Genomic DNA, 13130 nt, shown 5'->3' on the forward strand with positions numbered 1-13130 from the left:
ATTATTTGAACTGTAAGTTGAAGCCCAGGGTATAACTTCTGGGTGACGGCAAATTATACACGCCCTGGTCGTACCCGAAGTAATCGAAGGCCTCAGGATCTCCACCGGTATAATTGGTAAGTGTGAAAAGGTTATTACCGGTTACGAATACACGCAATTGCTGTACACCTTTCTTTTCCATCCATGCGCCGGAGAAATTATAGGTAAGCGAGAGAGAGCGGAGTTTTACGTAAGAGGCCTTTTCCAGGAAAAGGGTTTGCTCTGCCTGGTAGGCCCTTACAGGGCTCCAGGGATTGTAACGGTACATACCGTCCACATCTCCCTTGGGTTTGGTCCAGTAGGCGAATTCCTTTACACCGTCAATATCATCCACACCTTCACGGTTCACAAAGTCAAACCGGTCTGCCAGTGCCTTGTTCAGCAATTTTCTGCCAAAGGCATAGCTGAAGAGCATATTCAGTTCAAAGTTCTTATAACGCAGGTTATTGGCCCAGCCGCCCTGCACTGCGGGGTTATGGGTACCGGTAACTACACGGTCTCCGTCATCTATATTATTATCTCCATTCACATCACGCCATTTAGGATCACCGCCTTTCATAGGCAGGCCCTGGTAGGTTCTGCCAGCAGGCACATCTGCATTAGTTTCGTACATCCCTTCATTGATCAGCAACCAGTATTTATCTACCGGTTTCCCTACCAGGAAGCGACGGTTACCCAACACTACATCTGTTCTGCCACCTGGCAGCCTCAGCAATTTGGTTTTGTTCGCAGATGCATTCAGCGCGGTGGACCAGCCAAATTTTTTATCATTGATGATAATAGCTTCAACGCCGAGTTCACCACCATAGTTGGCAATATCCATCCCGTTCATCAATACGCCCGTATAACCACTTTCTGTCATAGCCGGCACTTTGAGGAGCAGGTTTTTATCCTGCCGCGTATACACGTCTACAGAGATATTCACACGGTCCTTCAGCACGCTTATATCCAGCCCGCCATTCAATTGATCTGTATATGACCAGCCGATACCGGGAGAAATATATCCCAGCTCATAAGCGGCATTCAGCACCGGAAAACCGTTGTAGGTGGACATATTAGGCGTACCTTCCCAGCCTGCTTCCACATTGTATACAGGGCCGCCTTTGTAATAATCATCATGGAACACTCTGCCGATGCGGCCTGCGCTGGCCCTCAGGCGAAGGTTACTGAACAGCTTGCTGTTCCGCAGGAATTCTTCTCCGGATATTTTCCAGGCAGCAGATAAGGTGGGGAACATCTGCCAGCGTTCATCCTCGCTTACGTTGGAAGAACCATCCTGGCGCAGGTAGAGATTGAAGGAATATTTATCCTTCAGATTGTAATCGAAGTTTGCATAAAAAGATGCGAGGTTGGTCTTCACCCTGTCTTTATAATTGGCAGTAAGACGGAGGTTATGAGAGGCCCCGGCTTTACTATCGTTACTACCGGGCTGATAGATCTGTATATAATCGCTTTTACCTTTAAAAGCACGGCCGTAATTGTACTTCCACATATCCCACTGGTTGTATTGCCCCAGGGTAACAGAAAGATGCTGTCCCTTTTTCTGCAGCGGTGTTATTTCCAGCGAGTTATCAAACACCAGGCGGCGATGCAACCCGTCGTAGTTGGATACAAAGTTGTTACCGTCGTTCACGGTAGAAGGAATGAACAGGTCCCTGTAGTTTTGCCCGTGATCAATGCCTAAACGGGAGTTCAGCTTCACGTATTTCCCAAAAGTATATTGCAGCGTGTTCACTACACGTATATTGGCATTCCTGTTTTTATCAAGGCCTTTTTCCAGGTATTCAAAATATTGATCCACCTGTGATGCGCTGGAGGATGGTGGTTTATCAAGACTGAGGATATAATCCTCATCCCCCATCCTGTCCCGCAGCAACTGCGGCCTGTCCCGGTTCACCACCGATGCGCTGGTGAAAGTGCTCCACAGGAGGTTCTTCACCGGCATGATGTTAATACCGAAGTTCACGTTATAGCGGCGCATGGCCGTTTGTTCCGCCACGCCCTGTTCAGATGCCTGCCCAACGCTGAAACGGAAATTAGCCAGCCTGTTACCACCGCTTACTGCTGCCTGCAGGCCGGTTGACCAGCCATTACGATAATAGGCATCATCCCAGTCCGCATGACCGTAGTAAGTAGAGTTAGTAGAGTCTGCGAGGTAACCGGGGAAACTTCTGAACTGTTCCTTGCTTGCATAGCGGTTGTAGAACTGTGTTCTGAAATCACGTTCCCAGCGGCCATTGATCACATCCACCGAAGGTTTGATGGAGATGCCGGCATAACCATTCACTTCCACCTTCAGATCTCCGCTGCGGGGACCAAAAGTGGTGATATTGATCACGCCGTTGGAGGCCAGGGGGCCAAACCTGGCAGTGGCACCGGCATCTTTCAGCACTTCAATGCTTTTGATGTCGTTCACATTCAGGAAGGAAAGCGGATCAATTTCTGTACCCATGCGGTTGAAATCAAACCTTTGTACATCGAATGCAAAAGCATGCTCAGTAATGAGCGGCATGCCATCTACAATGTACACAGGCTGTGCGCCAAACAGGTCCCCGTTTTTAAGCAGCAGACCTGAGGCACCACGTACAAAAACACTGCTGCGTTTGCCGGGCTCTGCGGTAGGGATGCGTACATCCACGCCGTTAGCCCTTCCGAGCAGCATTTGGTTTATACTGGTGTAAGGGAGTTTCTTTACTTCGTTCATCGACACCTTGCTAACGGCACCGACTGTACGTAAAAGAAATTCGCTGTTAGGCAGGTAACCTATTGTGTCCCTGGATTGCAGGGTCACTCTTTTCAGGCGTTCAGCAGCTTCTGCGCTGCCCGCCGTTCCGGTAGAGTCTGCCTTCTTATAATACTGTTGCGCCATAGCGCTCGCTCCCAGCATAAAGAGCCCCAGTAGTAACGTGGCGCGCTTCCCTGAATTTGGGTAGAGATATATCATAGTGTAGATTTGTTTTACAAACAAAAAAGCTCCATCCCGCTCCTACGACAAAACGTAGCCGGAACATTCAAAAACAAAACTTCCCCTTTCCTGTTATGCAGAAAGCATAGCAAGGCCACACCACAAACCATGAGGCGCGCGAAATAGCCACAGTAAGCAATGGTGTGCGTTACCGGACGTGGGGGATCATGTATACGGAAAAATTAACTTTTCACCAGCACAATGGATCTCACATGGAAGTTAAATTTCGGTCTTAGTGGGTACCAACAGCGTACATTGTGCGAGGTACTAGTGTGTAAAGAAACTCTGCATTTTTTTAGTGTTTAACGTGGTGACAAGATTCTAGTTAGGCTCTACTCTACTACTAAAACGATTTTGCGTTGATTTAATACCTTGGATAATGAGGTGTATCAATGTTGTAAGATACACAACCTATTATTCTGTGTCAATATGCGGATGTGCATCGTGTATAAATTATACAGCCATCAGCCAAAATATTACAATCTTCTGTTAATAAAACACTAAAATTATGCTTCTAACGGTTTAAAATTATTTAAAAGGATTTAAAGTTAGGTACTTCCTCAATTAAGTTATTGTTATCAGCGCTTAATAATATAGAGAGGAGCATTCATGCCTGATATAGACTAAGCAGCGATACAAATTTGTAAGAATCCGAAATTCTATGTAAATTAAGGTACAAATACCCCAAATGAAACTGCCCCAACCCCCAGCGCAGCGTTCTGCCATTACCCCATGCAGCAAAACTTTCTTTCCTGCACCTTCTGAACATTCAGACGTACCATTTTTCAGCCCGCCTGTAATTCAGACTAAACTGAATGTCAGCCAGCCGGGAGATAAGTATGAACAGGAAGCGGACAGCGTGGCCGAACAGGTAGTGCAAAAGATAGAAACATCTTCTGTTCAGAAGAAATGCGATAAATGTGAGGGTTTGCCTGTGCAGGAAAAGTGTGAACACTGCCAGGAAGAAGAAAAATTACAGAAGAAAGAAAACGATGGAGGCGGTATACATGATGCTGCACTGGAAAACCAGATCCGTTCTTCCCAGGGAGGCGGCCAGTCTTTACCCGGTATCACGCAGCAAGAGATGGGCAGTAGTTTTGGGGCAGACTTCAGTAATGTAAATATTCACGATAATGCTGCTTCCCATGAGATGAGCAGTACTTTAAGTGCCAAAGCATTTACAGTAGGTTCAGATATTTATTTCAATAAAGGGGAATACAATCCCGGTTCGCGTGCCGGCAAAAGCCTGTTAGCGCATGAGCTTACACATACTATCCAGCAGGGAAAAGTGAATACCGTTGCTATGAAAATAGACCGGCAGGAAGATGCGGGCGTGGATGGACCCAGGGATGCTGGCCTTCCCGGTGGTGTGCCCTTTGGCCCCACAGAACCGGAGCCAACGGCCCCGCCGCCACCAACGGAAGCACCGCGGGACCGCACACCCAGGGTACCCACTGTAACCTGCCCGACTACCTTTACAGCCGCTACTTCATTTACCACATTAATAGACCTTGTACGTGCTGCAGAAATAAAACTCTCAGCAGCCGGAATAACATCTACACAGGAGCAGATCCATTCCCTCCGGGGCATTTATTACGGCACCACCTGGAGCCATGATTACAGTGTGGAACACAGCACCATCAGAAATGAAGGCTTCCAGCGTTTTACGCGTCCTTCCGCCGCTGACCCCACTACTACCGCTCCACGTGATATACAGACCATATTGGATTGCGGCCTTTTCACCGCATTGTTCAACAGCCAGGATGTGGTGGATGGAACGCGGCACGTAGATTTCGGCCACCTGCTTATTGGCATGGATGCACGCTATGATCCTGCATTAACAACTAACGTGAACTACCCCGTTGCGGGCGGCCTCATGAATATAGACATGGGAGGTTCCGGTACAGAGCTCGTTACCTGGCTGGGAGACCTGGGAGGTGCAGCGGCATCCCTTTCGGTAAAACGGATCTCAACACCGTCTACCAGTGCCAGCACAGTGTTCAGGGGAACAGATTATGGTGGTTCCATTAACCTGGAAGGAGATATTGCAGGTTTTGTAGTGGGTGCCGGCAGCAGCGTTGCTTTAACGGCTCCCGTTATCACTTCCGGAAGCGGAAGATTATCAGATGCCCTCACCTCCTATCTGATGCCCGGCAGCAGTACATACAACAGCAGGGCCACTACTTTCTTATCCATGTATGGTGGCACTTTTGATCCCACCACACGCGCCCTCACCAATGGGCCAACGCTCATTACCCTCTTTGCCAATAAGATCCAGGTATTTGCATGTAACTACCTGGCTTCACGGGTAAGGGACAGCCGCATTACATATGCGCAGGCCACTACTGCGGCTACGTATATAATACCTACCTCTACGGAAGTAGCCACTACATTCGTAAATGCTTTATCTGATAATATAACCAGTGGTGGAAGAATAGAAGCTACCCGCTTCCCTACTCCAAGCCCTGCAGGTACTGCTGCCTGCGCAACGCAGATCGCTGCTGGCAGGTTGGCGGGAGGACTTGGGCTTTAGACCTTATGCATTAATTAAAACCGCTACTTCGCAATTATCAATATTGCCTTTCGATTTCATTTCTTCATAAGCAAGGGATGATACAACCAAACATCCTTCTTCATCCATGAAAAAGTCGTCTTCAGTTGATCCGTTAATATAAAGCCATTTGAATTGGGGAACATTTTTATTCCCGTTAAGATCATAGAAAAGCGGAGAGAACTCTATCTCTGCATTCCGGATGTTATATCCTTTCAGCGCTGAGCCTTCCAGCTTATTTAATAATTTCTCTGTTATCAGGAAAAAGGAAGAACAAGCGATCAGGTCATCTCCAAACCAATCGTCAAAAATGAACTGAACATGGGTACCTGGTACTGTTTTATTGCCCAATTGACCAGGGGTATCTGGCTTCAGTCTATAGTATCCTCTGCTTAGCATTTTCTATTTTTTCTTAAGTTAGGTCTGCTGCTATTTGGGGCTAAGGCATGGACTTGCTTATTCTCGATTACATTTAAATTTATGATATAGGACTCAATCTCTGATTTATATGAGTAAATGTAGCATTCTTTCTTTAATGCGGCAACTTCTCTTTAAACCTCCCATACACCCAGGTTCCCGCTACCGCACTCAGCAGCGTAACGATCACCACGGTAAACCCGCTCCCCACCTGCGCAAACAAAGGTCCGGGGCAAGCGCCCGTAATAGCCCATCCCAATCCAAAGATGAGTCCGCCAAAAATGTTACCTTTCGTAAATGGTTTCTTCGGGAAAACGATCGTTTCCCCTGAAATGGTACGGATACCCAACTTTTTGATCAGCAACACACCCAGCATGCCGGTGATCACCGCACTGCCTATCACCCCATACATATGGAAAGATTCCAGGCGGAACATTTCCTGGATACGGAACCAGGAGATAACTTCGGATTTCACCAGTATGATGCCGAACAGCATGCCAATGAGCAGGAATTTCAGGTTTTTCATAAAAGCAGCCATTTCATCAGGTGAGGTAATACCAGGTTGGTCATTATAAAACCACCGGCCATAAAACAGATCGTTGCTACCAGGGAAGGCCATTGCAGGGTGGAAAGCCCCATGATGGCATGCCCGGAAGTACAGCCATTGGCATACCGGGTACCAAAACCTATCATAAAGCCGCCGATGACAAAGAACAATAGGCCAACAGGGCTGGCAATATTGCCCCAGTTAAAGATATCACCGGGCATCAGCTCATCAAATTCCTGCACACCCTGCGCCTTTAAAGCGTCAATAGTGGCAGGGTTTAGCTGAATGGGCTCCCCGTTGTGCATAAATGCGAGGCAAAACACAGCCCCCAGGGCTATTCCTCCCACAAAAAATAAATTCCAGCTTTCTTTTTTCCAATCATAATTAAAAAAAGGAATTTTGCCGGGGAAACAAGCGGCGCAGATATGCCGCAAGGAAGAGGAAACACCCAGGGCTTTGTTACCTATGATCAGTAACAAGGGTACGGTTAGCCCGATTAATGGTCCTGCAACATACCAGGGCCAGGGTTGGGAAAAAGGATTCATGTATTAAAAATAGAAATAAATAATCAAGGTTCAATATGCAAAACATTCTTAAGCAATTTAACATTTCAGCTGTTAACAGTGGCGTATCAACCGGCGCTGTATGGATGGAAGCAGGAGGCCCGCAACTGACCTCGTTTTCGCCGGTAGACGGGAAAGAAATAGCCTCCGTTAAAAGCGCTAACCGCGAAGATTATGACGCTGTGGTGAAAAAAGCGGCGGAAGCTTTCCAGGCATGGCGCCAATGGCCAGCTCCCCGCCGTGGAGAAATTGTACGCCAGGTAGGCGAAGCCTTGAGGACCAATAAAGAAGCTTTGGGCAAACTCGTTTCCTACGAAATGGGTAAAAGCCTCCAGGAAGGATATGGCGAAGTACAGGAGATGATAGATATCTGCGACTTTGCAGTAGGGCTTTCCCGCCAGCTGCATGGCCTTACTATGCATTCCGAAAGGCCGGGACACCGTATGTATGAACAATGGCATCCCCTGGGTATTACTGCAATTATTTCCGCATTCAACTTCCCTGTAGCCGTTTGGAGCTGGAACTCCATGCTTGCCTGGGTATGCGGAGATGTGTGTATCTGGAAACCATCTGAAAAAACACCCTTAACAGCATTAGCCTGCCAGCACATCACCGCAAAAGTATTTGCAGAGAACGGCGTACCGGAAGGCGTATCCTGCCTTGTGGCAGGAGCCCGCGAAGTGGGAGAATGGATGGCGAAAGACACCCGCATTCCATTGGTATCTGCCACAGGTTCCACACGCATGGGCAAAAGTGTAGGCGCTGCCGTTGGAGAACGTTTAGGCAGGTCTTTACTTGAATTAGGAGGAAACAATGCCATCATTATCTCCAAAGATGCAGACCTCGATATGAGCCTGATAGGTTGTGTGTTCGGAGCAGTGGGAACAGCAGGACAACGTTGTACATCCACCCGCAGGCTGATCATTCATGAAAGTGTGTACGAGTCCTTCAAAGCCAAGCTGGTGAAAGCTTACGCGCAACTTCGCATAGGCGATCCATTGAATGAACATAACCATGTTGGTCCATTGATCGATAAGCAGGCAGTAGATGCTTATTTACAATCCATTGAAAAATGCAAAGCGGAAGGCGGAAAATTTGTAGTGGAAGGTGGCGTACTTGAAGGAGCAGATTATGCTTCCGGATGTTATGTAAAACCAGCTATTGCTGAAGTACAAAATAGTTACAGCATTGTGCAGCACGAAACCTTTGCTCCTATTCTGTACCTGATTAAATACAATACACTGGAAGAAGCGATAGCCCTCCAGAACGATGTACCACAGGGGCTTTCGTCTGCTATCATGACGGTGAACCTGCGGGAAGCGGAACAATTCCTCTCTCAATCCGGGTCAGATTGTGGTATCGCAAATGTAAATATCGGTACTTCCGGAGCAGAGATCGGTGGCGCATTCGGAGGAGAAAAAGAAACGGGCGGAGGCCGTGAAAGTGGCTCTGATGCATGGAAAGCTTACATGCGCCGGCAAACAAACACCATCAATTATACAGATAAACTCCCGCTCGCGCAAGGTATAAAATTCGACCTGTAACAGTTGTAGGGAAAAAAGAAAAATATTGATATCTAAAATTAGCGGGGTTGGAGAACCCCGCTTTTTCGTTAAACGGAAACCATGCTTATGAGAGAGAATACTGGTACTGGGAAGTATCCAGTTATCCTCTCTGGGTATAAATATTACACTTTTTTTTGAAAATTCATATTCAACTTTTGTGCTACTGCCGACCCTATTTCCAAAACATTGACGATCAGTACCTCATCAAACACGCCCCTATTGGATTTCAGCTCCTTTTCCCGGATCCCCAGGATGCCTGCCATTTTGATAATACTTTTGCCAGGAGCACATACAACGATCGTTTTCCCGTCATTTACTTCCATCATGGTCTTCAAAATATGCTCCATCGCCTCCATATTATCCATGGTTGCATCCCGGTAATACTGCACCTGGCACTTCTTTGATTGTGCCAGCGGCTCTACTGTTTTAATAAGGCAGGGAGAGTAGGGCGAATACACTGCCCCTATTTCCATATCCTTTAGGAATCCTGCCAAATGTGCGGATTGCTGCTGACCCGTCAGGCTTAAACCTGGCTCACCTCCATTAGTGGTTGTTTCAGCACAATTCACAAATATAACTGTGGTCGGAGCCTTTCCAGGTGTCCGCATCGAACACACTGCGCTCCAGATTAGAAGTAAAAGAAAACTTGTACGTAACATGGCGGAAAATTTAATATGTGATAGAAAAAGCTAAATTTTGAGTCTTTTAGTGAAGCAAATGTTAAAGCGACAGGGAGGTATGAATTTATACCTGATATTTGCCCTTTTTTTCCCGGAGAGATAATGGTTGAGATAGCGGTTGACCGGATTAAAAATAACTGTAATAAAAGGATAAGCAAAGGGCAATATGACAGAGGGCTGAGGAAAGAGGATAAAGCACAAAAACTGGATAAGAAGTGTCAGCAATATTTTCTAGCTGCTTTCAACCAATAGTCAGGCTGCATCACCACTCACCACATCAAAACACCTGTTATAACGCCTTTATCATATCTTTAACCAATTGTGGTATCTGAATTGTAATCTATTAGGAAAATTGAATAAAATGAGATCCATCTGCAGAGAACTGGCCATGCTAATTGGTGGAGTATTGTGTATGTCTGCGCAAGGTTTTAGCCAACAAAAACCAGCTGTTCCAAAGAACTGGCAATTACTGAGCTACTCAACTGACAGTGTTTACGGCATTGGAGCAGAAAAAGCTTATAAAGAACTGCTGAAGAACCGGAAAAGTAAAACAGTGATAGTGGCAGTAGTGGATTCCGGCGTCGACACTACCCATGAAGACCTCAAAGGCATTCTCTGGCACAACCCCAACGAAATTCCCGGTAATAATATCGACGACGACGGAAATGGTTATGTGGATGATGTATACGGCTGGAATTTCCTCGGCGCCAAAGATGGCAGCACCGTAAAAGAAGATTCTGACGAAGCTACCCGCGAATACTATCGCTATAAAAAGCTGTACCGTAACCCTGATTCTGCTTTGGAAAAAGAAAGCAAGGAATATGCTTACTGGAAACGGCTGAAAGAACGCATTGAGCGCCCTTCTTCCCAAAATAAATCCAACTACAAAATGATGCTCAAAGTGCAGGAAAACCTCCTCCGCTGCGAAACCATTTTGAGTGAATATGTAAAGACCACGGACTTTACCCTTCAACAGCTGGATACCATCTACACCCAGGACCAGGATGTAATGCTTGCCAAATCATTTGCGCTCAGGCTGCTGAAAAGCACGGGAGACGAAGAGATGACCTACCAGGGCTTCAAATCTGACCTTGCAGAATACATCAACGACCTGAAACGTAAAGCTGAGAACACAGGCCAGGAACCGGTAGATAAACGCGCCACCATTGTGGGCGACAATCTGAATGATATCAACGATAAATATTACGGCAATAACGATGTAATGGGCCAGTTTGCCATGCACGGTACACACGTATCCGGTATTATCGGTGCGATGCGCAACAACGATATCGGAATGGACGGTGTCGCAGATAACGTACGCATTATGGCTGTAAAGGTTGTACCGGAAGGAGATGAACGTGATAAAGATGTGGCATTGGGCATCCGCTATGCGGTAGACAATGGTGCGCAGATCATCAACATGAGCTTCGGTAAAGGTTTCTCCCCCAACAAAGCATGGGTAGATGATGCCATCCGCTATGCACAGCAAAAAGGCGTACTGCTCGTACATGCAGCAGGTAACGACGGTGCGAACAACGATGAAGTGGAAAACTTCCCGAAAGATACTTTTGATAATGGTGAAGAGGCTGATAATGTGATTACGGTAGGTGCCAGCGGTAACGGCCGTACCGGCAGCAAAATAGCAGGTTTCTCCAACTATGGTAAAAAGGAAGTAGATGTATTTGCTCCCGGCGTATCCATCTACTCTACCGTTCCCGGCGGCATTAAGTACAACAATGCCAGCGGTACCAGTATGGCGGCTCCGGTAGTAGCAGGTGTTGCTGCCATGATCCTCTCTTACTTCCCTGACCTGAGCGCAAGGCAGTTGAAAGCGATCATCGAAAAAACAGCCACTCCCCTCCCCGATCAGATGGTCAATAAACCAGGTGCAAAAGATGAAATGGTTCCTTTCGCTGAATTATCCAAATCCGGCGGGCTGGTGAATGTGTATGAAGCCATTAAACTGGCGGCTAAGACCAAGGGAGAAAATGCGAAGAAGAACAGGGAGAAAGAGAAGATGAAAGTGCTGCCGCTCACCAAAGATTAATGTTCGATCTCTATATAAACAGCAAGCCCGTTACAATGATGTAACGGGCTTGCTGTTTCTTCACCTGTTTATTCCACCAGTTCCAGTTCATTTTTTGTTATTTCCAGACCGGTAAGATCAGTTTGTTGATAATCCTGCCAGAATTTCTTTGTCACAAATAGCCAATCTCCCTGGATCTTCATAAAAGCAGGAGGTGTTACCACTTCCTTCATCTTTGTTCTGATAAAGGAAGTATTACTTTCATTCCGGATCAGTTGCTGGTATTCAGCCATATCTTTTACCTGGTGATACTGAAATCCAAGCCCCGGGGTTCCTGACCTGATGATGGAATACTCCATATCCAATAACTCCGGGCGGAGTGAACGAACGATCCAGAAATAAAATTTACCAGGTACTTCTTCTTTCTGGTTATACAAACGTACCGGAACCAACTCCTGCTCAACTCCTTTATAACCCAGAAGAAAATCTGCAGCCCTCTGGCTGATAATAATCCTGGTGGGAAACATGAATGGTCCATAATTCATAAAGTCCATCAGTTTGGCTTTAGGAACCATATCAGCCGATAGTTCAACCCCTATACCCGGGGATAAACTCCTGAAGGAAAGATCTTCCGGTGGATAAGTAAACAAGCGGTTTTTCCATTGTGCCAGCTTTTCCACTGTTTCAGAACGAAGTTGAACTGACGAACTTCCATCTTTCAGTCCGGTTATTTTTGGTTCGGGCGTAATCCATACACCGTTATATCTCATATTATGGCTGGCTGTATTTTCTGAAAAAGCCATTTAAATTTCCCGTTGGTCTATCATTCAACCAATTCCAACTCTTTTTTCATTAGTTCAAAATGGTCCGTTCACGCTAAAGCTTTGCGCAGTTGTTTTTTTGGATATTTTTATTTTATCATTTCACTACCCTCCAACTCACCGGGTACCTGTAATTTTTTCCTTTATTAGCCTCCACAGCTGCAAGGATGGAAAAAACAAGGTTCAGCACCCAAAGGATCTGCACCAATGCAACAGTGGAGAAGAATTCAAAGTTCCAGTCGTGATTCCTCCAGGGATTACTGCCGTTAAACACCCTGGTAAAACTCCAGAAGCCCCAGCGGATGCCGTTGATGATATTTACGATAAGCGATAAAATGGCGATGGTGATCTGGAAGTTCACAGCTTCCTTTCCTTCCCGGTCAACAAATGCAGAATCATTCTTTTTAAGCAGCCATATTACCAGTGCTCCGATCACATTCCCGCCTGCGGCAAACAGGGCATGACCTATGATACCGCCCAGGTGTACGAGCGTACCCCAGGTCCTGTCATCTTTTTGAAGTTCCATAAGTGAGAGATTTTGGATATAGGGTTTAAGTTAACATAAAATCCGGTAAAACCACCCGGCAAAGCTTATAAGCCGGATTCTGTATCCCGTTCTGCAACGGAACCGCTATCATTTATCTGCGGCATTCATCACTGAATACCTGTATCTGCCTACCCTCGGTCATCGGGCGGGCAGCCCTCAAACGACCGTTTACATGGCATTTCAGCACGCAAGGTTTACCCGCAGAACAGGTTACCCGGTTCTGCCGTGGGCTCTTACCCCACATTTTCACCCTTACCCCGGAAGGCGGTTATTTTCTGTGGCACTGTCTGTTCTCTTCACCGAAGCGAAAAGCCCCACCCGTTAGGTGGTGCGTTGCCCTATGCTGTCCGGACTTTCCTGCCTTTTGTTTCCAAAAAGCCGATAGCGCGGCTTTGCCGGGTGGTTTTAC

At 46.6% G+C, this 13130-nt stretch carries 10 protein-coding genes and 1 other RNA gene; 3 read left to right on the forward strand and 8 right to left on the reverse strand.

Features of this window, described 5'->3' with window-relative positions:
- Position 1: 1 nt before the first annotated feature.
- Positions 2 to 2983, reverse strand: a complete 2982-nt coding sequence (locus BUR42_RS07955; RefSeq protein ID WP_084185454.1) for a SusC/RagA family TonB-linked outer membrane protein — start codon at positions 2981 to 2983, stop codon at positions 2 to 4.
- Positions 2984 to 3692: 709 nt separating this feature from the next.
- Between BUR42_RS07955 and BUR42_RS07960 the strand changes: the two genes are divergently transcribed.
- Positions 3693 to 5537 (forward strand): eCIS core domain-containing protein, encoded by a 1845-nt coding sequence (locus BUR42_RS07960; RefSeq protein ID WP_074238721.1) that lies wholly within the window; start codon positions 3693 to 3695, stop codon positions 5535 to 5537.
- A 3-nt stretch (positions 5538 to 5540) separates the two neighbouring features.
- Here the strand turns inward: BUR42_RS07960 and BUR42_RS07965 are convergent, their stop codons facing one another.
- The 3 genes from BUR42_RS07965 to BUR42_RS07975 all read right to left on the reverse strand — a co-directional run bounded on the left by BUR42_RS07965 (position 5541) and on the right by BUR42_RS07975 (position 7064).
- Positions 5541 to 5954 (reverse strand): hypothetical protein, encoded by a 414-nt coding sequence (locus BUR42_RS07965; protein WP_143197378.1) that lies wholly within the window; start codon positions 5952 to 5954, stop codon positions 5541 to 5543.
- A gap of 133 nt (positions 5955 to 6087) precedes the next feature.
- The gene (locus BUR42_RS07970; protein WP_234979625.1) at positions 6088 to 6498 is read right to left on the reverse strand and encodes a DUF6691 family protein; all 411 of its coding nucleotides are present in this window, start codon (positions 6496 to 6498) and stop codon (positions 6088 to 6090) included.
- Complete coding sequence (locus BUR42_RS07975) at positions 6495 to 7064, reverse strand: YeeE/YedE family protein (RefSeq protein ID WP_074238723.1); 570 nt, start codon at positions 7062 to 7064, stop codon at positions 6495 to 6497. Before BUR42_RS07975 ends, BUR42_RS07970 begins: the two co-directional genes overlap by 4 nt.
- A gap of 35 nt (positions 7065 to 7099) precedes the next feature.
- Between BUR42_RS07975 and amaB the strand changes: the two genes are divergently transcribed.
- Positions 7100 to 8626, forward strand: coding sequence for an L-piperidine-6-carboxylate dehydrogenase (gene amaB / locus BUR42_RS07980; protein ID WP_074238724.1), 1527 nt, complete (start codon positions 7100 to 7102; stop codon positions 8624 to 8626).
- A 143-nt stretch (positions 8627 to 8769) separates the two neighbouring features.
- Here the strand turns inward: amaB and BUR42_RS07985 are convergent, their stop codons facing one another.
- Positions 8770 to 9306 carry a histidine phosphatase family protein gene (locus BUR42_RS07985; protein ID WP_143197379.1) on the reverse strand — a complete coding sequence of 179 codons (537 nt, stop codon included), beginning with the start codon at positions 9304 to 9306 and terminating at the stop codon, positions 8770 to 8772.
- A gap of 382 nt (positions 9307 to 9688) precedes the next feature.
- On the opposite strand from BUR42_RS07985, the gene BUR42_RS07990 reads away from it, so the two are divergent.
- Complete coding sequence (locus tag BUR42_RS07990) at positions 9689 to 11374, forward strand: S8 family serine peptidase (protein ID WP_074238726.1); 1686 nt, start codon at positions 9689 to 9691, stop codon at positions 11372 to 11374.
- A gap of 68 nt (positions 11375 to 11442) precedes the next feature.
- Here BUR42_RS07990 and BUR42_RS07995 read toward each other — a convergent pair whose 3' ends face one another.
- The 3 genes from BUR42_RS07995 to rnpB all read right to left on the reverse strand — a co-directional run bounded on the left by BUR42_RS07995 (position 11443) and on the right by rnpB (position 13119).
- The gene (locus BUR42_RS07995) at positions 11443 to 12156 is read right to left on the reverse strand and encodes a hypothetical protein (RefSeq protein ID WP_074238727.1); all 714 of its coding nucleotides are present in this window, start codon (positions 12154 to 12156) and stop codon (positions 11443 to 11445) included.
- A 115-nt stretch (positions 12157 to 12271) separates the two neighbouring features.
- Positions 12272 to 12700, reverse strand: coding sequence for a DUF4870 domain-containing protein (locus BUR42_RS08000; protein ID WP_074238728.1), 429 nt, complete (start codon positions 12698 to 12700; stop codon positions 12272 to 12274).
- Between the two features lie 52 nt (positions 12701 to 12752).
- Positions 12753 to 13119: RNase P RNA component class A (rnpB, locus tag BUR42_RS08005), an RNA gene on the reverse strand.
- Positions 13120 to 13130 lie beyond the last annotated feature (11 nt).

It is taken from the genome of Chitinophaga niabensis (assembly GCF_900129465.1).
GTDB classification, from domain to species: domain Bacteria; phylum Bacteroidota; class Bacteroidia; order Chitinophagales; family Chitinophagaceae; genus Chitinophaga; species Chitinophaga niabensis.

Bases quoted from the DNA above. Each gene is read 5' to 3' on its own strand.
- BUR42_RS07970 (WP_234979625.1), bottom strand. From the start codon at position 6,498: ATGAAAAACCTGAAATTCCTGCTCATTGGCATGCTGTTCGGCATCATA.
- BUR42_RS07995 (WP_074238727.1), bottom strand. From the start codon at position 12,156: ATGGCTTTTTCAGAAAATACAGCCAGCCATAATATGAGATATAACGGT.
- BUR42_RS07960 (WP_074238721.1), top strand. From the start codon at position 3,693: ATGAAACTGCCCCAACCCCCAGCGCAGCGTTCTGCCATTACCCCATGC.
- BUR42_RS07965 (WP_143197378.1), bottom strand. From the start codon at position 5,954: ATGCTAAGCAGAGGATACTATAGACTGAAGCCAGATACCCCTGGTCAA.
- BUR42_RS07975 (WP_074238723.1), bottom strand. From the start codon at position 7,064: ATGAATCCTTTTTCCCAACCCTGGCCCTGGTATGTTGCAGGACCATTA.
- BUR42_RS08000 (WP_074238728.1), bottom strand. From the start codon at position 12,700: ATGGAACTTCAAAAAGATGACAGGACCTGGGGTACGCTCGTACACCTG.
- BUR42_RS07985 (WP_143197379.1), bottom strand. From the start codon at position 9,306: ATGTTACGTACAAGTTTTCTTTTACTTCTAATCTGGAGCGCAGTGTGT.
- amaB (WP_074238724.1), top strand. From the start codon at position 7,100: ATGCAAAACATTCTTAAGCAATTTAACATTTCAGCTGTTAACAGTGGC.
- BUR42_RS07990 (WP_074238726.1), top strand. From the start codon at position 9,689: ATGAGATCCATCTGCAGAGAACTGGCCATGCTAATTGGTGGAGTATTG.
- BUR42_RS07955 (WP_084185454.1), bottom strand. From the start codon at position 2,983: ATGATATATCTCTACCCAAATTCAGGGAAGCGCGCCACGTTACTACTG.